19 protein-coding genes are annotated in these 21,642 nt (G+C 70.6%); 16 read left to right on the top strand and 3 right to left on the bottom strand.

The annotated features are described in order from the left end of the window. Nucleotides 1-487: 487 nt before the first annotated feature. Complete coding sequence (arc, locus tag EIL87_RS07355; protein ID WP_125089423.1) at nt 488-2,278, top strand: proteasome ATPase; 1,791 nt, start codon at nt 488-490, stop codon at nt 2,276-2,278. Nucleotides 2,279-2,364: 86 nt separating this feature from the next. Beyond that, the gene (locus tag EIL87_RS07350; protein WP_125089422.1) at nt 2,365-3,315 is read left to right on the top strand and encodes an aldo/keto reductase; all 951 of its coding nucleotides are present in this window, start codon (nt 2,365-2,367) and stop codon (nt 3,313-3,315) included. 511 nt (nt 3,316-3,826) lie between these two features. On the opposite strand, the gene EIL87_RS07345 is transcribed toward EIL87_RS07350, so the two are convergent. Then, nucleotides 3,827-4,381, bottom strand: coding sequence for an NUDIX hydrolase (locus tag EIL87_RS07345; protein ID WP_233576085.1), 555 nt, complete (start codon nt 4,379-4,381; stop codon nt 3,827-3,829). 95 nt (nt 4,382-4,476) lie between these two features. Between EIL87_RS07345 and dop the strand changes: the two genes are divergently transcribed. The 5 genes from dop (at nt 4,477) to pafA (ending at nt 9,736) form a co-directional block, all read left to right on the top strand. After that, nucleotides 4,477-5,976, top strand: coding sequence for a depupylase/deamidase Dop (gene dop, locus EIL87_RS07340; RefSeq protein ID WP_125089421.1), 1,500 nt, complete (start codon nt 4,477-4,479; stop codon nt 5,974-5,976). Nucleotides 5,977-6,139: 163 nt separating this feature from the next. Beyond that, complete coding sequence (locus EIL87_RS07335; protein ID WP_125089420.1) at nt 6,140-6,331, top strand: ubiquitin-like protein Pup; 192 nt, start codon at nt 6,140-6,142, stop codon at nt 6,329-6,331. Nucleotides 6,332-6,486: 155 nt separating this feature from the next. Continuing rightward, nucleotides 6,487-7,332 (top strand): proteasome subunit beta, encoded by an 846-nt coding sequence (gene prcB, locus EIL87_RS07330; protein WP_125089754.1) that lies wholly within the window; start codon nt 6,487-6,489, stop codon nt 7,330-7,332. A 58-nt stretch (nt 7,333-7,390) separates the two neighbouring features. After that, nucleotides 7,391-8,134, top strand: a complete 744-nt coding sequence (gene prcA, locus EIL87_RS07325; protein WP_125089419.1) for a proteasome subunit alpha — start codon at nt 7,391-7,393, stop codon at nt 8,132-8,134. Between the two features lie 243 nt (nt 8,135-8,377). Continuing rightward, nucleotides 8,378-9,736, top strand: a complete 1,359-nt coding sequence (gene pafA, locus EIL87_RS07320) for a Pup--protein ligase (protein ID WP_125089418.1) — start codon at nt 8,378-8,380, stop codon at nt 9,734-9,736. 225 nt (nt 9,737-9,961) lie between these two features. On the opposite strand, the gene EIL87_RS07315 is transcribed toward pafA, so the two are convergent. After that, nucleotides 9,962-10,657: an SDR family oxidoreductase gene (locus EIL87_RS07315; RefSeq protein ID WP_125089417.1), complete on the bottom strand. Its 696-nt coding sequence runs from the start codon at nt 10,655-10,657 to the stop codon at nt 9,962-9,964. A gap of 320 nt (nt 10,658-10,977) precedes the next feature. Between EIL87_RS07315 and EIL87_RS07310 the strand changes: the two genes are divergently transcribed. The 9 genes from EIL87_RS07310 to EIL87_RS07270 all read left to right on the top strand — a co-directional run bounded on the left by EIL87_RS07310 (nt 10,978) and on the right by EIL87_RS07270 (nt 20,145). Next, nucleotides 10,978-11,955, top strand: coding sequence for a helix-turn-helix transcriptional regulator (locus EIL87_RS07310; RefSeq protein ID WP_125089416.1), 978 nt, complete (start codon nt 10,978-10,980; stop codon nt 11,953-11,955). Continuing rightward, entirely contained in the window at nt 11,952-12,920 is a 969-nt protein-coding gene (locus tag EIL87_RS07305) for a helix-turn-helix transcriptional regulator (RefSeq protein WP_125089415.1), read from the top strand. Before EIL87_RS07310 ends, EIL87_RS07305 begins: the two co-directional genes overlap by 4 nt. Nucleotides 12,921-12,939: 19 nt before the next feature. Continuing rightward, nucleotides 12,940-13,140, top strand: a complete 201-nt coding sequence (locus tag EIL87_RS07300) for a bacteriophage holin (protein WP_125089414.1) — start codon at nt 12,940-12,942, stop codon at nt 13,138-13,140. A gap of 86 nt (nt 13,141-13,226) precedes the next feature. After that, nucleotides 13,227-13,499 (top strand): Sec-independent protein translocase subunit TatA, encoded by a 273-nt coding sequence (tatA, locus tag EIL87_RS07295; protein WP_125089413.1) that lies wholly within the window; start codon nt 13,227-13,229, stop codon nt 13,497-13,499. 104 nt (nt 13,500-13,603) lie between these two features. Then, nucleotides 13,604-14,473, top strand: a complete 870-nt coding sequence (gene tatC / locus EIL87_RS07290; RefSeq protein WP_125089412.1) for a twin-arginine translocase subunit TatC — start codon at nt 13,604-13,606, stop codon at nt 14,471-14,473. Between the two features lie 48 nt (nt 14,474-14,521). Beyond that, the gene (locus tag EIL87_RS07285) at nt 14,522-15,433 is read left to right on the top strand and encodes a diacylglycerol/lipid kinase family protein (protein ID WP_125089411.1); all 912 of its coding nucleotides are present in this window, start codon (nt 14,522-14,524) and stop codon (nt 15,431-15,433) included. A 34-nt stretch (nt 15,434-15,467) separates the two neighbouring features. Further along, nucleotides 15,468-18,275 carry a DEAD/DEAH box helicase gene (locus EIL87_RS07280; RefSeq protein ID WP_125089410.1) on the top strand — a complete coding sequence of 936 codons (2,808 nt, stop codon included), beginning with the start codon at nt 15,468-15,470 and terminating at the stop codon, nt 18,273-18,275. Nucleotides 18,276-18,336: 61 nt separating this feature from the next. Then, on the top strand, nt 18,337-18,924 hold the full coding sequence (locus EIL87_RS27685; protein ID WP_125089409.1) for a DUF4333 domain-containing protein: 588 nt from the start codon (nt 18,337-18,339) through the stop codon (nt 18,922-18,924). Between the two features lie 39 nt (nt 18,925-18,963). Then, nucleotides 18,964-20,145 carry a GNAT family N-acetyltransferase gene (locus tag EIL87_RS07270; protein WP_125089408.1) on the top strand — a complete coding sequence of 394 codons (1,182 nt, stop codon included), beginning with the start codon at nt 18,964-18,966 and terminating at the stop codon, nt 20,143-20,145. Nucleotides 20,146-20,184: 39 nt separating this feature from the next. Here the strand turns inward: EIL87_RS07270 and EIL87_RS07265 are convergent, their stop codons facing one another. Beyond that, nucleotides 20,185-21,105, bottom strand: coding sequence for a 5'-3' exonuclease (locus EIL87_RS07265; RefSeq protein WP_125089753.1), 921 nt, complete (start codon nt 21,103-21,105; stop codon nt 20,185-20,187). Nucleotides 21,106-21,642 lie beyond the last annotated feature (537 nt).

The raw sequence follows: 21,642 nt of genomic DNA, 5'->3' as shown, positions 1-21,642 counted from the left end.
GGTTTCTGCACTGGCGGCGGTAAGTAGACCAGAGTCTTCAGTCCTGCGTGTGCGGAGTGACCGGATTACGACCTCGGTCGAAAAACCAGGGTGGGGGTCCGGAATGTCCGAGCTCCCCGAGTTGTTCCAAATGATGGGAGAAGTGCCGTCGGAAGACAGGAAAATGCCACCCGGTTGCCGGAGTCGTTAACCCGGTTGATCGCAGACAGCGAGCGAACGCTGTGGCGCAACGGAAAAACCCGTGGTCGCGGGTATTGCGCAGGGGTTCTGGAGAGGCGCGGTGAAGTATCGAACGGCCCATGATCGACAACCCACCGTGTCCGCGTCGACCAGCCACGACGCAACGCACCGGGAACAAACGTCTTTAGACCGTGTGTGTTCGGGGAATTCTGTGGCACGCTGGGCGATCCGGCGGAACCTCACGACGCCGCCGTCGTCGGTGATCGCCGGTACCGTGGTGGTACGAGCACGGGAGGAGGGTGCCGATATGCAGCACGACCGTCCCGGCAGCCGGCCTGAGGAGGGCGACGGCGAGCAGGGTGCGGGCTCCGCGGAGCTCCGCAGTCAGATCCGTCTTCTCGAAGACGAGGTCGCACTGCTTCGCCGCAGGCTCAACGAGTCCCCTCAACAGGTTCGCCTGCTGGAAAAGCGGCTGGCCGAGGCATCCGAGAGAGTGAGCCAGCTCACCGAACGGAACGCCAAACTCACCGAAACCCTGAAGGAAGCGCGGGGCCAGTTGACGGCACTGCGCGAGGAGGTCGACCGACTCGCCCAGCCCCCGAGCGGGTACGGCGTGTTCCTGCAGCGCTACGAGGACGGCACGGTCGACGTGTTCACCTCCGGTCGCAAGATGCGGGTGGCGGTGTCGCCGAACGTCGAGACCGATGACCTGAGACTGGGTCAGTCGGTGCGCCTGAACGAGGCACTGACGGTGGTCGAGGCGGGTGCGTTCGAGCAGACCGGTGAGGTGTGCACCTTCCGGGAGATCCTGTCCTACGCCGAGGGCGAGAGCCCACGTGCCCTGGTCATGGGGCACACCGACGAGGAGCGCGTCGTGTGGCTCACCGAGCCGCTGGCGGACTCCGGGCTGAAGGCCGGTGACTCGCTGCTGGTCGACACCAAGGCCGGGTACGCCTACGACGTGGTTCCCAAGGCCGAGGTCGAGGACCTCACGCTCGAAGAGGTGCCGGACGTCGGCTACCAGGACATCGGTGGCCTCGCCGGGCAGATCGAGCAGATCCGCGATGCTGTGGAGCTCCCGTTCCTGCACTCGGATCTCTACGTGCAGTACCAGCTGCGCCCGCCGAAGGGCGTCCTGCTCTACGGGCCTCCGGGCTGCGGGAAGACGCTCATCGCCAAGGCGGTGGCGAACTCGCTGGCCAAGAAGGTGGCCGCGGCGCGGGGTGACGACGATGGTCAGGCCAAGTCCTACTTCCTGAACATCAAGGGCCCCGAGCTGCTGAACAAGTTCGTCGGTGAGACCGAACGGCACATCCGGATGATCTTCCAGCGCGCTCGGGAGAAGGCCTCCGAGGGCACGCCGGTGATCGTGTTCTTCGACGAGATGGACTCGATCTTCCGGACCCGCGGCAGCGGTGTGTCCTCCGACGTGGAGACCACCATCGTCCCGCAGCTGCTGAGCGAGATCGACGGTGTGGAAGGCCTGGAGAACGTCATCGTCATCGGTGCCTCCAACCGGGAGGACATGATCGACCCGGCGATCCTGCGGCCCGGCCGGCTCGACGTGAAGATCAAGATCGAGCGTCCGGACGCGGAATCGGCGAAGGACATCTTCTCCAAGTACCTCACCAAGGAACTGCCGATCCACGAGGAAGACCTCAAGGAGTTCGGCGGCGACAACGCCGCGTGCCTGGACGCGATGATCCAGGCCACGGTGGAGCGGATGTACGCCGAGACCGACGAGAACCGGTTCTTGGAGGTCACCTACGCCAACGGTGACAAGGAGGTCCTGTACTTCAAGGACTTCAACTCCGGCGCCATGATCCAGAACATCGTGGACCGGGCCAAGAAGGCGGCGATCAAGTCGGTGCTGGAGACCAACCAGCCCGGTCTGCGGGTGCAGCACCTGCAGGACGCGATCATCGACGAGTTCGCCGAGAACGAGGACCTGCCCAACACGACCAACCCGGACGACTGGGCCCGCATCTCCGGCAAGAAGGGCGAGCGGATCGTCTACATCCGCACCCTGGTCAGCGGGAAGAACCAGGAGTCCGGTCGAGCGATCGACACGGCGACCAACACGGGTCAGTACCTGTAAGTCGACCGAACCGGGGCCGTCATCTCCTTCCGGGATGGCGGCCCCGCGCTCGTGCGGGCAGGCCCGCGACGGGATAGTTTCCAGGCATGATCCCCGCTCAGAACCCCGTGCAGCGGCTGGGGCTCGGGCTGGCCGCGCTGGGCAGGCCGGCCTACATCAACGTCGGTCGCGTCGAGGCCCTGCCGCAGCAGCGCACCGCCCAGGCCATGAAGGAGCGCACCCGGGCCGTCCTGGACGCCGCCTACGCCCACGGGATCCGCTGGGTCGACACCGCCCGCTCCTACGGCAGCGCGGAGCAGTTCCTGGCGGACTGGCTGGGGGAGCGGGGCCACGAGGACGTCAGCGTCTCCAGCAAGTGGGGCTACGCCTACGTCGCGCAGTGGCGCATCGAGACCGAGGTGCACGAGGTCAAGGAGCACTCGGTGGAGCGGCTGCGCAGCCAGTGGGCGGAGACCCGCACGCTGCTCGGCGACCGCATCGACCTCTACCAGGTGCACTCGCTGACCAACTCCAGCCCGCTGTTCGACGACCTGGAGCTGCAGCACGAGCTCGCGCGCATCCGCGACGCCGGAGTGCGGCTCGGGTTCTCCACCAGCGGCGCCGGGCAGGCCGAGAGCATCGAGCGGGCCTGGGAACTGGAAATCGGCGGCAGGCAGCTGTTCAGCGCCGTGCAATCCACCTGGAACACCACGGAGCCCTCCGTCGGGCGCGTCCTCAACGAGGTGCACACCGGCGGCTGGCGGGTGCTGCTGAAGGAGACGCTGGCCAACGGCCGACTCGCGCTCGACCCGCCGGAGGAGTTCGCCGCCATCGCCCGGCGGCACGGCGTTGCACCGGACGCCCTCGCCCTCGCCCACGCGCTCGACCAGCCCTGGGCGGACGTGGTGCTGCTGGGCCCGGCCAGCGTCGAGCAGCTGGAGAGCAACCTCGCCGCCCTCCGCGTCGAGCTCACCGACCAGGACCGCGCCACCCTGCAGTCCCTCGCCCGGGACCCGGCGACCTACTGGGGAGAAAGAGCCGAACTTCCCTGGCGGTGATTCGTGGGGTTCGGGGGCGGGGTTGCTGTGCGTGGCGGATGCGGGTGGCAGGACCTGAGCGGCTCCGTGGCTCCGTGCGCCGCTCCTCGACCATGTCTCTGCACGCGGCGTCGCGGCGTGCTCGCCACGAAGCCGCTCAGAACCTGTGCCGGGGTTGGCCGAGGCCCGCACTTGAAGACGGGGCTGCCGCCGCGGGCCGCCTCGAGTCTGTGGCGGTGCCGGGTGGGTCCCGCCGCCGCGGGCGCCTCGAACCTGCGTCGGCGCGGGCTGAGTCCCGAACCTGGCGACGGTGGTTGTCCGCACCGGCTGCGTGCGGGTAAGAGCTGGTGAACAGCCCGGTCTCAGTTCGGGTTGAAGCCGATGCGTTCGGGTACGTCAGTTCCGGTTGAAACGTCTTCGCCTGTGTCGGGAAGTGCGGGTTCGAGCTGAAAGCCCTTGTCCGTGGGGAACGTCCGTTCTAGAGGTCGTTCCTCCTCTGGTGCCCGCTGGGCATCGCCCTCCGCGTCGGGTGTCAGGGTTGGTGGGGGCTGGGGCGTTCCCGGGGCTGAGCGGGGCCGGGGGCGTGGTCCTGCAGCCATCGGCGGGCGAAGGCGCGGCCGTCCGGGACGAAGGGCCAGAGCGGGTCGTCGAGGCGCCGACGCAGCTCGGGAAGGGGCATCCACCAGCCTTCGGCGACCTCCTCGGGCTGGTGCACCACGGGGCCGTCCCAGCGGGCTTGGAAGACGAAACCGTGGTAGCGCACGGTGTCCTCCTCGAACACCTGGCGGAACAGGAACTCCGGTGCGGTGCGCACGCCCAGCTCCTCGGCGAGCTCACGGCGGGCTGCGTCACGCGGGGCCTCACCCGCGGCGACCACCCCGCCCGCGGCGCAGTCGTGCAGACCGGGGTAGACGTCCTTGGTGTCGGTCCGCCGGTGCACGTAGACGCGCTCCCCGTCGCCGGAGAGCAGGAAGACCACCGCGGCGGCGTGCCACAGGCCCCTCTCCCGCATCTCGCGCCTCGTCGCCTCACCCACGGCACACCCGGCCGCGTCGTACAGCGCGACCTGCTCCTCACCCGCGTCCACGCGCTCGATCGTGTCACCCGTGGAAGAGGTGTGCCGAGAGCGGTGTTCGCCTCGCTTTTCTTGAGAAATCGCCCCCACCCCGTACGCTGCGAAGTATGCGGCGGATCATGGGAACCGAGGTGGAGTACGGCATCGTCGTACCGGGCGACTCCAGCGCCAACCCGGTGCTGACCTCCACCCACATCGTGCTGGCGTACGCGGCGGCGGCCGAGATACCACGAGCCAGGCGGGCGCGGTGGGACTACGAGGTCGAGTCGCCGTTGCGCGATGCGCGCGGGTTCGACCTGAGCTCGACGGCTCAGCAGTCCAACGGCTCGGACGGCGACGACCTCGGCGCGGCCAACGTCATCCTCACCAACGGCGCCCGCCTGTACGTCGACCACGCACACCCCGAGTACTCCGCGCCCGAGGTGACCAACCCGCGCGACGCCGTGATCTGGGACAAGGCCGGCGAGCGGGTCATGGAGGAGGCCGCCATGCGCGCGGCCAGCGTGCCCGGCACGGCCGCCATCCAGCTGTACAAGAACAACGTCGACGGCAAGGGCGCCAGCTACGGGACCCACGAGAACTACCTGATGGCCCGCAACACCCCGTTCACCTCGGTGATCGGCGGCCTGACCCCGTTCTTCGCCTCGCGCCAGGTGATGTGCGGATCCGGCCGGGTCGGCCTCGGCCAGGCCGGCGAGAAGGCCGGTTTCCAGCTTTCCCAGCGCGCGGACTACATCGAGGTCGAGGTCGGCCTGGAGACCACGCTCAAGCGCGGCATCATCAACACCCGCGACGAACCGCACGCCGACGCCGACAAGTACCGGCGGCTGCACGTCATCATCGGCGACGCCAACCTCGCTGAAACCGCGACCTACCTCAAGCTGGGCACCACCGCGCTGGTGCTGGACATGATCGAGAACGGGCTGCGCTTCGACGACCTCAAGCTGGCCGACCCGGTGCAGGCGGTGCACCTGATCAGCCACGACCCGTCGCTGAAGCAGTCCGTGGAACTCGCCGACGGCCGCCGGTTCACCGGTCTGGACCTGCAGCGGGCCTACCACGAGCGGGCCGCGGACTTCCTCGACTCGCACGGCGCCGAGCGGGCCTCCCGCGACGTGCTCAACACTTGGGGCGAGGTGCTCGACATGCTCGGCACCGATCCGATGTCCTGCGCGGACCGCCTGGACTGGCCGGCCAAGCTGCGGCTGATGGAGAGCTACCGCAACCGCGACAACCTGGGCTGGGCCTCGCCGCGGCTGCACATGATCGACCTGCAGTACTCCGACGTGCGGTTGGACAAGGGCCTCTACAACCGGCTCGTCACCCGCGGTTCGATGAAGCGCCTGGTCAGCGAGGAGGAGGTCCAGGAGGCCGTCACGGCCCCGCCGGAGGACACCCGCGCCTACTTCCGCGGCCGCTGCCTGGAGCGCTACCCGGCGGAGGTCGCCGCCGCGTCCTGGGACTCGGTCATCTTCGACCTCGGCAGGGAATCCCTGGTGCGCATCCCGACGTTGGAACCGCTGCGCGGCACCAAGGCCCACGTCGGCGCGCTGCTGGAGGCCAGCAGCAGTGCCGAAGAACTGGTCGATTCGCTGACGAAGGGGTGACGCGACGCCTGCCACGAGCTCGTCCCGCGCACGTCAGGTAGCGGAGAAGATCGTCAAAGACGCCCGGCTGGGCGTGGGCGAACGAGTGGTCGGATAGGTAGTGTTCAAGGCAGGACGTCCCCGGTTCCGGGGGTGTTCGGGACTTCAACCACCGGGAGGCGAGATGTCTCAGGAGAAGGCTCAGCGGCAGGGCGGCGGCGACGGCGAGGAAGAGAACGGTCCGGAGGCCGCCGGTCAGGAACGTCGCGAAAAGCTCGGCGAAGATGTCGACGCCATCCTGGACGAGATCGACGACGTCCTGGAGGAGAACGCCGAGGACTTCGTGCGCGCTTACGTGCAGAAGGGCGGCCAGTAGGCCCCCTGCCGCCGGTGCGCCCAGGCGGTGACCCTGCGAGAACCGGTCACCGGGCCGGCGGAAAACACCGGCCCGGTGTCCCTCGCTGCGCACTCGATCATGACTACAGTGCATCCTGTCGCAGGAGTCCTGTGAGAACGGAGACGATGTCGCTGATGGACCAGAGCTCGGCCCAGTTCCCCGGGCAGGCGCTTCCCGCCGCCTACTTGACCCCCGGATCCTCGTCGTTCACCGACTTCCTCCAAGCTGCCGCACCGGAACTGCTGCCGGGCGGCCGCAAAGCGCCCGAGGGCACGGTCGAGGCCCCGCACGGCACCACCATCGTCGCGGTGACCTTCCGCGGCGGCGTGCTGCTGGCCGGTGACCGCCGGGCGACGATGGGCAACCTCATCGCCCAGCGGGACATGGAGAAGCTCTTCGTCACCGACGCCTACTCGGCGGTGGGCATCGCGGGAACGGCCGGGATCGCGCAGGAGCTGGTCAAGCTCTACGCGGTGGAGCTGGAGCACTACGAGAAGCTCGAGGGCATCTCCCTCTCGCTGGACGGCAAGGCCAACAAGCTGGCCACGATGCTGCGCGGCAACCTCTCCGCGGCGATGCAGGGCCTGGCGGTCGTGCCGTTGTTCGCCGGTTACGACACCGACGCCGAGGACCCCGACCGCGCGGGCCGGATCGTCTCCTACGACGTGGTCGGCGGGCGCTACAACGAGGCCGGCGGCTACCACGCGGTCGGTTCGGGTTCCCAGTTCGCCAAGTCCGCGCTGAAGAAGCGCTACGACCCGGACGCCGACCTGGAGACCGCGGCGCGCACGGCGGTGGAAGCGCTCTACGACGCGGCCGACGAGGACAGCGCCACCGGCGGGCCGGACGTGTCCCGGCGGATCTACCCGTCGGTCATCTCCATCACCGCGGAGGAGGGCGCCGTGCGGTTCACCGAGGAGCGCACCGGCGAGATCGCCACCGCTGTGGTGAACGGACGCCTGGAGAACCCGGGCGGCTGATCAGCGCCGTCCCACGACCCCGCCTGCCACAGCGAGCAGATTCAGGAGTGCAGAAGCCGTGACGATGCCGTTCTACACCTCCCCCGAGCAGTTGATGCGGGAGCGTTCCGAGCTCGCCCGCAAGGGCATCGCCCGGGGCCGCAGCGTGGTGGTGCTCAAGTACGCCGGTGGGATCTTGTTCGTCGCCGAGAACCCGTCTCCGACCCTGCACAAGGTCGCCGAGATCTACGACCGCATCGGTTTCGCCGCGGTGGGCCGCTACAGCGAGTTCGAAGCGCTGCGGGTGGCCGGCGTGCGCATCGCCGACGTGCGCGGGTACTCCTACGACCGGCGCGACGTGACCGGGCGGTCGCTGGCCAACACTTACGCCCAGCACCTGGGCGCGATCTTCACCGAGCAGATCAAGCCGTTCGAGGTGGAGATCTGCGTGGCGGAGGTCGGTGCGACCGCCGAGAGCGACCAGCTGTACCGGCTGACCTACGACGGATCCATCGTGGACGAACCCCAGTACGTCGTGATGGGCGGGCAGGCCGACACCATCACCAGCTCGCTCAAGGATTCCTACCAGGACGGGATGGAACTGGGAGACGCCATCCGCGTGGCTGTCAAGGGACTTTCGTCCAGCGGGGACTCCAACCGGGAGCTGGGGACCAAGGCCCTGGAGGTCGCGGTGCTCGACCGCTCCCGTCCGAACCGGACGTTCCGCCGCGTCCGCGGTGCTGCGCTCACGTCCCTGCTGCCGGAGTCGACTGAGGACTCCGGCAAGTCGAAGGGCGACGGGGAGTCCCCGGCCGGCGGATGACCCGGCGTTCCCGCTGATCGCTCCCGCACCCGCTCCGGGTGCGGGAGCGATGTCGTTCTGGGGGGTGGTCCCGGTTCCACATCCCGGGAAGTCGTACGGGTGTACGGCGATTTCCGCTGCTCCGTGCGGGTGCGTGCGCAGATCCAGCCGTGACCGCCTGCTACTGGAAATCTGCGAAGTCGATTCGACAGTTGCCCGAACGGCGGACCGCCGCGAGGGCGGTTTTGCGCCTAGTGTGGAGACATGCAGCGGCGGATCTTCGGCATCGAAACCGAGTTCGGGGTCACCTGCACGTTCCACGGGCAGCGCAGACTGTCCCCGGACGAGGTGGCCAGGTACCTGTTCCGGCGGGTCGTGTCGTGGGGAAGGTCGTCGAACGTCTTCCTGCGCAACGGTGCCCGCCTCTACCTCGACGTGGGCTCCCACCCGGAGTACGCCACGGCCGAGTGCGACGACCTCACGCAGCTGGTCACGCACGACAAGGCCGGCGAGCGGATCCTGGAGGACCTGCTCATCGATGCCGAGCGCCGGCTCGCCGACGAGGGCATCGGTGGCGACATCTTCCTGTTCAAGAACAACACCGACTCCGCGGGCAACTCCTACGGCTGCCACGAGAACTACCTGGTCGGCCGGTCCGGGGAGTTCTCCCGCATCGCCGACGTGCTGCTGCCGTTCCTGGTCACGCGGCAGCTGATCTGCGGGGCGGGCAAGGTCCTGCAGACGCCGCGCGGTGCCGTGTACTGCCTGTCGCAGCGCGCCGAGCACATCTGGGAAGGCGTCTCCAGCGCCACCACCCGCTCGCGGCCGATCATCAACACCCGCGACGAACCGCACGCCGACGCCGAGCGCTACCGGCGGCTGCACGTCATCGTCGGCGATTCCAACATGTCCGAGGTGACCACCCTGCTCAAGGTGGGGACGGCGCACCTGGTGCTGGAGATGGTGGAGCAGGGCGTCCAGTTCCGGGACTTCAGCCTGGACAACCCGATCCGCGCGATCCGCGAGATCAGCCACGACCTCACCGGGCGCCGCACCGTGCGGCTGGCCGGCGGCCGGGAGGCCTCGGCGCTGGACATCCAGCGCGAGTACTACAGCCGGGCCGTCGACCACGTCGCCCGGCGCGGTTCGGACCCGATGTCCGAGCGGATCCTCGACCTGTGGGGCCGTGCGCTCGACGCCGTCGAGACCGAGGACTACTCGCTGATCGACCGGGAGGTCGACTGGGCGATCAAGCTCCGCCTGCTGGAGCGCTACCGCAGCAAGCACGGCCTGGAGCTGTCCAGCCCGCGCATCGCGCAGCTCGACCTCGCTTACCACGACATCCGGCGCGGCCGCGGGCTGTTCGACATGCTCCAACGCAAGGACCTGGTCGACCGGGCCACCGAGGACGGGGAGATCGAGGCCGCCAAGGACACCCCGCCGCAGAGCACTCGGGCGAAGCTGCGCGGTGACTTCATCGCCGCTGCCCAGGCCGCAGGCAGGGACTTCACGGTCGACTGGGTGCACCTCAAGCTCAACGACCAGGCTCAGCGGACGGTCCTGTGCAAGGACCCGTTCCGCGCGGTGGACGAGCGGGTCGAGCGCTTGATCAGCTCGCTGTAGGTGCTGTCCCGCGGTCACGTCGCGCGGCGCACGGGAGCGGCTCCGCGGATCGCTCCTCGGGCACGAGCTTCGACGTAACCCGGTCGAGTGAGGGGAGAACAGTGCGCGCGACATGTCCGCTCCTCCCTCGTTCAGGTGGGGTTCGGCGGTGCGACCGAGCCCCGGAGCTGGAACAGCGGGTCCGCCGCGCCCGGACTGCGTCTCGTTGGGTGGACACGCACGCGGTCAGCTGTGCGGTGCCTGGCCGGTCGGGCGGATGGTGATCTCGTTGACGTCGACCGTGCTCGGCTGGGCGAAGGCGTAGAGGATGCCGCGGGCGATGTCCTCAGCGCGGAGCTTGGGGACGTCGGGGCGGTCGGCGGTCATGTCGGTCTCGACCATGCCGGGCTGCACCAGCGTGACCCGCACCCCGGTGCCCACGCACTCCGCGCGGATGTTCTGCGCCATGCCGGTCACCGCCCACTTGGTGGCCGAGTAGAGGTTGCCGGGGCGGATGCCGCGGCCGGCGTTCGAGCCGGTCATCGCCAGGTGGCCGCGGCTGCGGACCAGGGCGGGCAGGGCGGCACGCGCTGTGATGGCCATGCCGTAGACGTTGGTGAGGACCATGTCCCGCCACTGGTCGGGCTCGGCGCCGTCGGTGCCGAGGAACGAGGTGGGCACGCTCATCCCCGCGTTGGCCAGCACGGCGTCCAGCGAACCGTAGCGCCGCTCGGTGCTGGTCACGGCCTCCGTCAGGCTCGTGTAGTCGGTGATGTCGCAGGGCAGCGCGAGGGCCGTGCCCTCGCCGAGCTCCTCGACCAGACCGGAGAGGGCTTCGGTGTCGCGGGCGACGAGGGCCAGCCGGTAGCCCTCGGCGGCGGCGAGGCGCGCGGTGGCCGCACCGATCCCGCGCGAGGCACCGGTGATCATCAGGACGGACATGACCTCAGCCTAGGGTCCCGGACGCGGCCCGCACGGTCGCGCAGCGCTCAGCTCAGCGGTGCGGGTGAGCGCCTCAGCGGACTCCGCGCCCCGCTGCCGTGGCACGCCGACACGGCGTCCGCATCACCCGGTCGGACGGGGGCGGACATGTCGCGCGACATGTCCGCCCCCACCCGGCCGGGTGGGGGCCGCGGTGCTGGGGCTCCCGACCTGGGACGGTGCTGCGCTGCTCGCCGGGGTGGTCCTTCGAATGGGTGTGCTGGTGGCGACACGCCGGTACCCGAACGCATGATCGAACACGTCGGGGCTAGAGTTTCGGGGTGGCCACTGCGCGTGCTGAACGCTTGGTGAACTTGGTGCTCTGCTTGCTGTCGACCCGGCAGTACCTCACCGCAGAGCGGATCCGGCACATCGTTGCGGGCTACGCCGACGCGCCCTCGGACGAGGCGTTCTTCCGGACCTTCGAACGCGACAAGGCCGAGCTGCGGGACCTGGGGATCCCGCTGGAGACCGGCCGCAACTCGGCCTTCGACAGCGCGGAGGGGTACCGCATCGCCCGCCGCGACTACGAGCTCGGCGACATCGACCTGGAGCCCGACGAAGCCGCCGCCGTCGCGCTCGCCGTGCGGCTGTGGGACTCGCCGGAGTTCACCTCCGCCGCCCGTGGCGCGCTGCTGAAGCTGCGCGCGGCCGGCGTCGACGTGGACGAGCGCGCGTCGGCGGCCGTGGAACCCAAGGTGCGCACCACCGAACCCGCTTTCGGCGTGCTGCACGCCGCCGTGCAGGCCGGGCAGGTCGTGGAGTTCGACTACCGGCGGCCCAGCAGCGCGGAGGTGCGGCACCGCACCGTCGAACCCTGGGGCGTGGTGTCCTGGCGCGGCCGCTGGTACGTCGTCGGCCACGACCGCGACCGGCAGGCGCCGCGATGCTTCCGGCTGTCGCGCATCCAGGGCCAGGTGCACGCGGTCGGTCAGACCGGCGTGGTGCAGCGCCCGCCCGAGGTCGACCTGCTGCAGATGGTCGCGGGTGAGCACCGCGAACCGCCGCCGCCGACCCCGGCCCGGGTGTGGGTCGCCGAGGGGCGCGCGAGCGGGGTGCGGCGCATCGGCACGGTCGTCGAGCGCCGCGAGATCGACGGTGATCCCGGCGAGGTGCTGGAGCTGGACGTGAAGTACCCGGAGTCGGCCGCGAGCTGGCTGGCCGGGTACGGGCCGGACGTCGCCGTGCTGCAGCCCGACACGCTGCGCAAGGCCGTCAACGAGATCCACCTGGACGCCGCGGGGGAGGGGCAGCGATGACCAGCGCGACGCGACGCCTGCCCCGGCTGCTGGCCCTGGTGCCCTACCTCCTCAGCCGCCCCGGCATCCCGATCACCGACGCCGCCGCCGACTTCGGCGTCACCCCGCAGCAGCTGCGCAAGGACCTGGAGCTGCTGTGGATGTGCGGACTGCCCGGCTACGGGCCCGGCGACCTGATCGACCTGTCCTTCGACAGCGACTCGATCACCGTCACCTACGACGCCGGCATGCGCCGCCCGCTGCGGCTCACCGCCTCCGAGGCCACCTCCCTGCTGGTCGCGCTGCGGGCGCTGGCCGAGACCCCGGGCGTGCCGGACTCCGACGCGGTGGAGCGCACGCTGGCCAAGGTGGAGAACGCCGTCGGGCAGGCCCGCCCGTCCGGGGTGGTGATCGGCCTTGGCGCCGAGGATTCGGTGGACCCCGGCGTCCGCCGGACGGTGCAGTCCGCTGCGACTGGCGGCAAAGCGTTGCGGATCCGTTACTACACGGCCTCGCGCGACGAGATCAGCGAGCGGACGGTCGATCCCATGCGGTTGCTGCTGCTCGACGGCCGGAGCTACCTCGAGGCCTGGTGCCGCAGCGCGCACGGCGTGCGGATGTTCCGGCTGGACCGCATCGACGAGGCGCAGCAGCTCGACGAGCCGGCGCAGCCGCCCCCGGAGGCCGAGCCGACGGACGTTTCCGCAGGTCTGTTCCAGCCCGCGCCCGACCAGCAGGTGGCCGAGCTGGAGCTGGAGCCCGACGCGCGCTGGGTCGCCGAGTACTACCAGGTCGACGAGGTCACCGAGCTGCCCGGCGGCCGCGCGCGGGTGCGGATGCGCTACGCCGACCACTCCTGGATGGTGCGGCTGCTGCTCGGCCTCGGCGGCCAGGTGACTGCGCTGAGCCCTCCGGAACTGGGGAATGACGTGCGTCAACGAGCCCAGGCCGCGTTGAGGCGGACCCGTCACCTTCCGTCAACCTGAGCCCGATACGGTGAACGACGTGCCGTTCGTGTGGACTCTCGTGCTGCTGGCCGTAGGCCTCGTCCTGCTGGTGTTCCTGCTGGTCAGGACCGTGTTGGAGGTACGCCGCTTCAAGCGGGCGCAGCGGAGCGCAGCCCACGACCTCGCCGACCGCAGCGGAATGGTCAAGGCGCGGGCCGCCGGCCTCAAGGTGGCGATCTCGCAGCGCCGCCGTGGTTGATCAGAAGGAGAAACGGCTCTACTTGCCGACCCCTGCCCCGCGTACCATGAGCGCCTAGCAGGGACATCACGAAAGGTTGTGTACGGATGGGTTTGCCAGGTGGCTGGGAGCTGGTCCTCATCGTCTTGGTGCTGGTGCTGCTGTTCGGCGCCACCAAGCTCCCGCAGATGGCCCGTTCTCTGGGACAGTCCGCTCGGGTGTTCAAGGCCGAGGCGCGCGGCATGAAGGCCGACGAGGAAGCTGCCAAGAAGGCTCAGTCCGAGAGGGAGCAGAAGCCGGAGCTGTCGGCGGGTGAGCCGAGCACGCCCCCGGCGGCCGCACCGGTCGAGGACAAGCAGCAGAACGAACAGAAGAACTGACACAGGACGGGGCTAACGAAGTGGGTGCCAGTCCACTGCGTCGCCTGAACCCGTTCCGGAGTGATCGCCGTCGGTGGGGACGCAGGCACAACCCCGACGGCACCATGACGATCATCGACCACCTCTTCGAGCTGCGGTACCGGCTCGGGGTGGCCATGACGTTCGTGATCATCGGGGCCGTCCTCGGGTTCATCTGGTTCTCCAGCGCACCGTTCGGGTGGCCGACGCTCTCCGACGTGCTGCTCGGGCCCTACTGCGCGCTGCCGACCGAGCAGCGCCTGAGCCCGAACGGCACGTGCCAACTGCTGCAGACCGAGCCGTTCGAGATCTTCATGCTGCGCATGAAGGTCGGCCTGTCGGTCGGTGCGATCCTGTTCAGCCCGGTGTGGCTGTACCAGCTGTGGGCGTTCATCACGCCCGGCCTCTACGCCCACGAGCGCAAGTACGCCCGCTCCTTCGTGTTCTTCGCGACGATCCTGTTCGTCGCGGGCGCGGTGCTGGCCTACTACGTCGTCCCCGAGGCGCTGAGCTTCATGGCCGGCTTCGGCGGCGAGGCGTTCTTCACGGCGCTCACCGGTGGCAAGTACATCAACTTCATGTTGCTGCTGCTGGTGATCTTCGGGGTGAGCTTCGAGCTGCCGCTGATCCTGGTGATGCTCAACCGCGCGGGCGTCGTCACCTACGAGAAGCTCCGCCGGTGGTGGCGGGGCCTGGTGTTCGCGCTGTTCGTCTTCGCCGCGATCGCCACGCCCGGCCAGGACCCGTTCTCGATGCTGGCGCTGTCGGCGGCGCTGTCGGTGCTGTTCGGGATCGCGGTGCTGATCTGCCGCTCGCACGACCGGCGCAAGGAGAAGAAGCTGGCCGCCCAGGGGTTGAGCGGGGTTGGCCTCGACGAGGCTTCCCAGGTCGACCCGCTCGCATCGGAGCTGGACACGACGCCGTCGGCGCCGCCGAAGCACGACGACGCCACCTGACGGCCGGCTCTGGCCAAGCGGGGCTCGCGTGGGCTTAGATGCGTGCTCATGCGTTGCGTCCTGGTGATCAACCCCGCGGCTGGTGGAGGTCTTCCCGCGAAGGTGGTCGGTGATGTCACCGACCACCTTCGCGCTGTCTGCGAGGTGCGGACGGTGGTCGCCACCGATCCGGCCGGCACCGAGGCGGCGGTGCACCGCGCGGTGGAGGACCGGGCCGACGTGCTGGCGGTGGTCGGCGGCGACGGCATCGCGCACCTGGCCGTGCAGGCCTGCGCCGAGTCCGCCACCGCCTTGGCGATCATCCCCGCGGGTACCGGCAACGACCTGGCCCGGAGCCTGGACATCCCGCGGGAACCGGTCGCCGCGGCACGCGCGGCTGCCCGGGCCATCGCCGCCGGCGCGAGGCGGCACGTCGACCTCGGCAAGATCGCCGGCACTGGCTGGTTCGCGACCGTGCTGTGCGCCGGCTTCGACGCGAAGGTCAACGCCCGCGCCAACCGGATGCGCTGGCCGCGCGGGCAGCGCCGCTACGACATCGCGCTGGTCCGGGAGCTGCTGGGGCTGCGCACCGGGTCGGTCCGGGTGGAGACCGAGCACGGCGTGCTCGACACCGAGGCCACGCTGGTCGCCGTCGCCAACACCTCCTACTACGGCGGCGGCATCCCGATCTGCCCGGACGCGGTGGACGACGACGGCCAGTTCGACGTGACGGTGGTGGGCCGGGTGCCGCGCCGGGAGCTGGTGCGGATCCTGCCCAGCCTGCGCACCGGACGGCACGTGGACCACCCGGCGGTGAGCACGCTCCGCGCCAAGAACGTCCGGCTCGGCGGTGCCCACGGCTGGCTGGCTTACGCCGATGGCGAACCGCAGGCCCGGTTACCGCTCACGATCCGCTGCGCTCCAGGCGCGTTGAGCGTGGTGTGCGCCACTCGGGGAGGCCCGGGCGCCGAAGAGCTGTGAGACATCGGTCGGTGTGGTGTGAAAACCTTGGGGTGTGGCTGCCAGCCGTTCCAACCCGACCCAGCTCCCGCCGGCCGACGCGTACGCGGCGCACACCCGCCGCAGCGCACATCCGAAACTGGCGGACTTCAGCGCGGAGCTCTCCTTCGAACTCGACCCGTTCCAGCGCACCGGGTGCCAGGCCTTGGAAGCCGGTCGAGGCGTGCTGGTGTGCGCGCCGACCGGTGCCGGCAAGACCGTGGTGGGCGAGTTCGCCGTGCACTTGGCGCTGTCGGAGGGCCGCCGGTGCTTCTACACCACGCCGATCAAGGCGCTGTCGAACCAGAAGTTCGCGGACCTGTGCGAGCGCTACGGCAACGACGCGGTCGGCCTGCTGACCGGCGACACCTCGATCAACGGCGACGCCCAGGTGGTCGTGATGACCACCGAGGTGCTGCGCAACATGCTCTACGCCGGTTCGCGCGGGCTCGACCAGCTCGGCTACGTGGTGATGGACGAGGTCCACTACCTGGCCGACCGCTTCCGCGGCGCGGTGTGGGAAGAGGTGATCCTGCACCTGCCGGACTACGTGCAGGTCGCGAGCCTGTCGGCGACGGTCAGCAACGCCGAGGAGTTCGGCGAGTGGCTGCAGGAGGTGCGCGGCGACACCACGGTCGTCGTCGACGAGCACCGGCCCGTGCCGCTGTGGCAGCACATGCAGGTCGGTCCCCGGATGTTCGACCTCTTCGGCGGTGAGACCGACGACCACGAGCTGAAGATGAACCCGAAGCTGCTGCGGCACACCCAGGAGCTCGCCCGCACCCACCTGCCCTACGGAGGGCGGGGCCGCGGCGGACCACCGCAGAAGCGCAAGGGCCCCCGCCCGCCCCGGTTCTCCCCGCCGTCCCGGCTGGAGATGCTCACCAGCCTCGACGCCGCCGGGTTGCTGCCGGCGATCGTGTTCATCTTCAGCCGCAACGGCTGCGACCAGGCGGTGGCGCAGTGCGTGCGGGCCGGGCTCCGGTTGACCTCGGAGTCGGAGGTCGAGGAGATCCGCGAGGTCATCGACGAGCGCACCGCCAACCTGCCCGACTCCGACCTCGGGGTGCTGGGCTTCTGGGAGTGGCGCGAGGCGCTGGAGCGGGGCGTGGCCGCGCACCACGCCGGACTGCTGCCGGCGTTCAAGGAGACCGTCGAGGAGCTGTTCGTGCGCGGCCTGGTCAAGGCCGTGTTCGCCACCGAGACGCTGGCGCTGGGCATCAACATGCCGGCGCGCACGGTCGTGCTGGAACGGCTGGTGAAGTTCAACGGCGAGTCGCACGTCGACCTCAGCCCCGGTGAGTACACGCAGCTCACCGGCCGTGCCGGGCGGCGCGGCATCGACATCGAGGGCCACGCGGTCGTGCTCTGGCAGCCGGGAGTGGACCCCAAGCAGGTCGCCGGTCTGGCCTCCACCCGCACCTACCCGCTGCGCTCCTCGTTCCGGCCGGGCTACAACATGGCCGTCAACCTCGTGCAGCGCGTCGGCAAGGACGCCGCGCGGGACCTGCTGGAGCAGTCCTTCGCGCAGTTCCAGGCCGACCGGTCGGTCGTGGGGCTCTCGCGCCGCGTCGAGCGCAACGCCGAGGCGCTGACGGGCTACACCGAGGCGATGGAGTGCCACCTGGGCGACTTCGCCGAGTACTTCGACCTGCGGCGCCGCATCTCCGAGCGGGAGAAGGCGCTGGCCAGGCAGAACCGCCAGTCGCGCCGCGCGGAGGCGGCCAAGTCGCTGGAGAAGCTGCGCAAAGGCGACGTGATCTCGGTGCCCGCAGGTCGGCGGTCCGGGCTGGCGGTGGTGATCGATCCCGGCCTGGAGCCGATGGGCGAGCCGCGGCCGCTGGTGGTGACCGAGGACCGCTGGTCCGGTCGCCTGTCGGTCGCCGACTTCACCTCGCCGGTGGAGGCGCTCGGCAAGCTCAAGCTGCCCAAGCACGTCGACACCCGGTCCCCGAAGTCGCGCCGGGACCTCGCGTCCTCGCTGCGCAACACGGGCCTGGGCTCGAACGGCGGGCGCGGGCGCAAGCGCTCGGGCGCCGCCGACGACGCCGAGCTGGCGAGCCTGCGGCGGGCGCTCAAGGCCCACCCGTGCCACGGCTGCGACGAGCGCGAAGCGCACGCGCGCTGGGCGGAGCGCTACGAGCGGCTGCGCAGCGAGACCGAGAACCTGCGTCGCAAGGTCAACAGCACCACCCACTCGCTGGCCCGCTCGTTCGACCGGATCGTGGCGCTGCTGACCGAGCGCGACTACCTGCCCGCCCCCGACGGCAAGCCCGGGGACGACGAGCCCGAGACGCAGGCCGGGCAGGTCACGGAGCACGGGCGGCGGCTGTCCCGGCTCTACAGCGAGTCGGACCTGCTGGCCGCGGAGTGCCTGCGGGTCGGCACCTGGAAGGGCCTCGGACCGGCTGAGCTGGCCGCGGTGGTGTCCTCCCTGGTCTTCGAGTCGCGCCGGGAAGGACCTGCGCCGCAGGTCCCGTCCGGGCCGATCACCGACGCGCTGACCTCCACCTGGCAGTTGTGGGCGGAGCTGGAGGACGACGAGCGGCGGCACAAGCTCGACCGCACCCGTGAGCCCGACGCCGGGTTCGCCTGGCCGGTCTACCGGTGGGCGCGCGGCGAGTCGCTGGAGAAGGTCCTCACCACCTCCGAGGCCAGTGGCCACGAGCTCTCGGCCGGGGACTTCGTGCGCTGGTGCCGCCAGGTGATCGACCTGCTCGACCAGGTCCGCGAGGTCATGGGCACCAAGGACCAGGTCGGTTCGGCCGCGGCGAAGGCCGTCACCGCGATCCGCCGTGGTGTGGTGGCCGCCGGTGGGGTGTGACCAGGTTGTGGTTGGATCACTGATCGTCGGCTGCGCCAGCTGAATTCATCCGGAGGTGTAGATGTCGTCGCCCTACGGGCCGCCCGGGGGTCACCCCCAGTGGGGGCAGCAGCCCCAGGGCCCTGGGATGCCGCCGGGGTCTCCGCAGGGTCCGGGCCAGCACCCGGTCGCGGCGCAGCCGGTGCAGCAGCAGCCGATCCAGCAGCCCCAGTACGGCCAGCCCTACGGTCAGCCTCCCTTCGGCCAGCACCCCTACGGCTGGGGGCAGCCCCAGCCGTACTACCCGTCGCCGGGCGGGTTCGCCTTCCCGCCGGTCCCGCATGAGCGCAAGCGCTCGAAGCTGCCGTGGGTGCTCGGCGGTGCGGGAGCGCTGCTGGTGATCGCCGTGGTGCTGGTGCTCGGCTTCGTGGCGCCCGGTTTCTTCACCCGCTCGGTGTTCGACGCTGCCAGCGTGGCGAAGGGCGTCACCCAGACCCTCAAGGGCTCCTACAACATCGCCGGGGTCGGCGCGGTGACCTGCCCGGACGGGCAGCCCGTCGAGGTCCGGCACCGGTTCGACTGCCAGGTGAGCATCAACGGCGCGACGAAGGTCGTCACCGTGACGGTGAAGAACGAGGACGGCGTCTACGAGGTCGGCCACCCGAAGTGACCAGTGGACCGGCGACCCGGTTTCGGTGAGGATCTGCCCGTGGGCGAATCCGACGTGCGCGTGCTGTCCCCGGCGGAGCACCGACAGGCCGACGAGCTGTTCCGGCGGGCGATCTTCCTCCCGCCGGCCGATGAGGACACGTGGGCTGCCACCGCGCAGCGCGTGGAAGCGGGCCGGGTGCTCGGCGCCTTCGTCGACGACGAGGTGGTCGGCACGGCCTTGTCGATGACCAGCGCGCTGACCGTTCCGGGCGGTGCCGAGCTGCCCGCGGCTGCGGTGACGGGCGTTGCGGTGCGGGCGGATTCGACCCGGCGCGGCCTGCTCACCGGGATGATGCGGTACCAGCTCGACGACGCCGCCCGGCGCGGCGAGGCGGTGGCGGTGCTGCACGCCAGCGAGGCCGGGATCTACGAGCGCTTCGGCTACGGGGTGGCCACCAGGACGCGCAGCGTGGAGCTGCAGCGCGCCCACATGCGCAGCTCGGTACCGCGCAGCGGGCGGGTCCGCCTGGTCACCCAGGAGCGGGCTCGCGACCTGCTGCCCGCGATCTACCGGCGGTGCCGGACGGGACGAGCCGGCCGGGTGCATCGCCCCGACGGGTGGTGGCCCGGGCGGGACGTCGCGATGGGTGAGAGCCGCACGATCGCCGTGCACTCCGACGACGAGGGCGCCGACGACGGGTTCGTCGTCTACCAGCCGCGAGGCCACAGCTCCACGGTGGACGTGCGGGACCTGGTGGCCGCCAACGACCTCGCCGCGGGGGAGCTGTGGCGCTTCCTGGTCGACCTCGACCTGATCACGACGCTGGCCGCCTTCGACCGCCCGGTGGACGAGCCGCTGGAGTGGTTGCTGGCCGACCGCCGCACCTGCCGGACCACGAGCGTCGAGGACGACCTGTGGGTCCGCCTCGTCGACGTCCCGGTAGCCCTGCGCGCGCGCACCTACGGCCCCGGCGACCCCGTGGTCGTGGAGGTCGTCGACGACGTCCTCCCGGCCAACTCCGGGCGCTACCGGATCAGCTCAGCCGGGGTCACGACCTGCGACGACAGCGCGCAGCTGACGATGAGCGCCGCCGCCCTCGCGGCGCTCTACCTCGGCGACCAGCCCGCTTCGGCCCTGGCCGCGGCGGGGCTCGTCGAAGCCCACACCGCGAACGCCCTGACCTCGGCGGACCACCTGTTCGCCACCGCCCGCCCACCCTGGTGCGGCACGAACTTCTGACGGTGCCTGTTCCGGGGCGCGCGGGAGGAGCGCAGCCGGTCAGGCCTGAGGGGCGAGGGCGGCGATGAGGCGGTCGATGCTGGCGCCCAGGCCCCAGCGGGACTGGAGGTCGTGCAGCCGGTCCAGGTCGGGTGCCGCCGGCAGGACGTCGGTGTCGCGGTCGGCGACCACCGGGGCGTCGCGGACGACGTTGACGACCGCGGGCGCCGCCGCGAGGTACTCGGCGGACTCGGAGAGCTTGGCGCGGATCCGCGAGGTCAGGCGTGCGTCACCGGAGGCGGCCGCCGCCAGCAGCGCCTCCAGCGAGCCGAACTGGGTGATCAGCTTCGCCGCGGTCTTCTCACCGATGCCGGCCACGCCCGGCAGCCCGTCCGACGGGTCCCCGCGCAGCACGGCCATCTCCGCGTAGTCGGCCCCCGCGCGCTGCGGGCTCAGCGCGTACTTCGCCGCCAGCTCCTCCGGGCCGTAGTCCTGCGCCTTGGCCAGGCCGGCGCCGATGTAGATGACCCGCACCTGCGGTTCGGCGCGCACCAGCTGGAAGAGGTCGCGGTCGCCGGTGACGACCTCCACCGGGTCGGTGCGCTCGCGGTCGGCCAGCGCCCCGATCACGTCGTCGGCTTCGTATCCCTCGGCCTCGGCGGTGGTGATCCCCGCGGCGTCGAGCACCTCCAGGATCACCGGGATCTGCGGGGACAGCGTGTCCGGCACGTCCTCGGCCTCCGGGTCCTCGACGGCCACCCGGTGCGTCTTGTACGACGGCAGCGCGTCCACCCGGAACTGCGGGCGCCAGTCGTTGTCCAAGCACGCCACCAACCGCGACGGCCGACGGTCGGTGATCAGCTTCGCGAGCATGTCGCAGAAGCCGCGCACCGAGTTCACCGGCGTGCCGTCGGGAGCGGTCAGCGAATCGGGCAACGCGTAGAACGAGCGAAACCACAACCCGGCGGAGTCCACGAGCATGAGAGGTCCGGTCACGGATCCAGCTTGTCACGTGGAGCCCGCAGCACGCGCTCGACCTGCCGGGGCCGTCCACGGCCGGACCGCCCGCGATCTCAGTTCCGGGTCCTGGTCCGCAGTGGATGTCCCGAAGGCGGGCGTGCAGCCCGGTTCCCGCCACAGTGGCGACCGACCGAGCGGCCGCTGGGTCGAGGCGGGCAACGACGATCCCGGTCCAGCAGGTCCGAGGATCGCAGCTCGCTGCCACGGTAGGTCCCGAAGACGGGCGTGCACCCGTGTTCCGGGGCGAGGGCGGCGACCGACCTGACCCAGGGGATCGGGTCGGTCGCGCTCGGGCCGCGGCTGCTCGGTCCACGCGGGTCTGCGGCGGTCCGGTCGGTTCAGCGGGTTCCGAGTCCGAGAAGAGCTCCGGGTTCGAGGGCAGTTCGGCGGACTCCCGAAGACGGCGTGCGCTGCGTTCCCTGGCGAGGGTGGTGACCGCACCGTGCCGGTGGATCGGGGTCGTCGAGTGCGGCCCGCCGCGCCCGGACCGCGCGAGCG

It is taken from the genome of Saccharopolyspora rhizosphaerae (assembly GCF_003931915.1).
Taxonomy (GTDB): Bacteria; Actinomycetota; Actinomycetes; order Mycobacteriales; family Pseudonocardiaceae; genus Saccharopolyspora; species Saccharopolyspora rhizosphaerae.
Note: the sequence above shows the minus strand (reverse complement) of the source record. Positions and strands in the feature narration are given on the sequence as shown.

Excerpts from the sequence above, each read along its gene's own strand:
- arc (WP_125089423.1), top strand. The coding sequence starts at position 488 with ATGCAGCACGACCGTCCCGGCAGCCGGCCTGAGGAGGGCGACGGCGAG.
- EIL87_RS07350 (WP_125089422.1), top strand. The coding sequence starts at position 2,365 with ATGATCCCCGCTCAGAACCCCGTGCAGCGGCTGGGGCTCGGGCTGGCC.
- dop (WP_125089421.1), top strand. The coding sequence starts at position 4,477 with ATGCGGCGGATCATGGGAACCGAGGTGGAGTACGGCATCGTCGTACCG.
- EIL87_RS07335 (WP_125089420.1), top strand. The coding sequence starts at position 6,140 with ATGTCTCAGGAGAAGGCTCAGCGGCAGGGCGGCGGCGACGGCGAGGAA.
- prcB (WP_125089754.1), top strand. The coding sequence starts at position 6,487 with ATGGACCAGAGCTCGGCCCAGTTCCCCGGGCAGGCGCTTCCCGCCGCC.
- pafA (WP_125089418.1), top strand. The coding sequence starts at position 8,378 with ATGCAGCGGCGGATCTTCGGCATCGAAACCGAGTTCGGGGTCACCTGC.
- EIL87_RS07315 (WP_125089417.1), bottom strand. The coding sequence starts at position 10,657 with ATGTCCGTCCTGATGATCACCGGTGCCTCGCGCGGGATCGGTGCGGCC.
- EIL87_RS07305 (WP_125089415.1), top strand. The coding sequence starts at position 11,952 with ATGACCAGCGCGACGCGACGCCTGCCCCGGCTGCTGGCCCTGGTGCCC.
- tatA (WP_125089413.1), top strand. The coding sequence starts at position 13,227 with ATGGGTTTGCCAGGTGGCTGGGAGCTGGTCCTCATCGTCTTGGTGCTG.
- tatC (WP_125089412.1), top strand. The coding sequence starts at position 13,604 with ATGACGATCATCGACCACCTCTTCGAGCTGCGGTACCGGCTCGGGGTG.
- EIL87_RS07285 (WP_125089411.1), top strand. The coding sequence starts at position 14,522 with ATGCGTTGCGTCCTGGTGATCAACCCCGCGGCTGGTGGAGGTCTTCCC.
- EIL87_RS27685 (WP_125089409.1), top strand. The coding sequence starts at position 18,337 with ATGTCGTCGCCCTACGGGCCGCCCGGGGGTCACCCCCAGTGGGGGCAG.
- EIL87_RS07265 (WP_125089753.1), bottom strand. The coding sequence starts at position 21,105 with ATGCTCGTGGACTCCGCCGGGTTGTGGTTTCGCTCGTTCTACGCGTTG.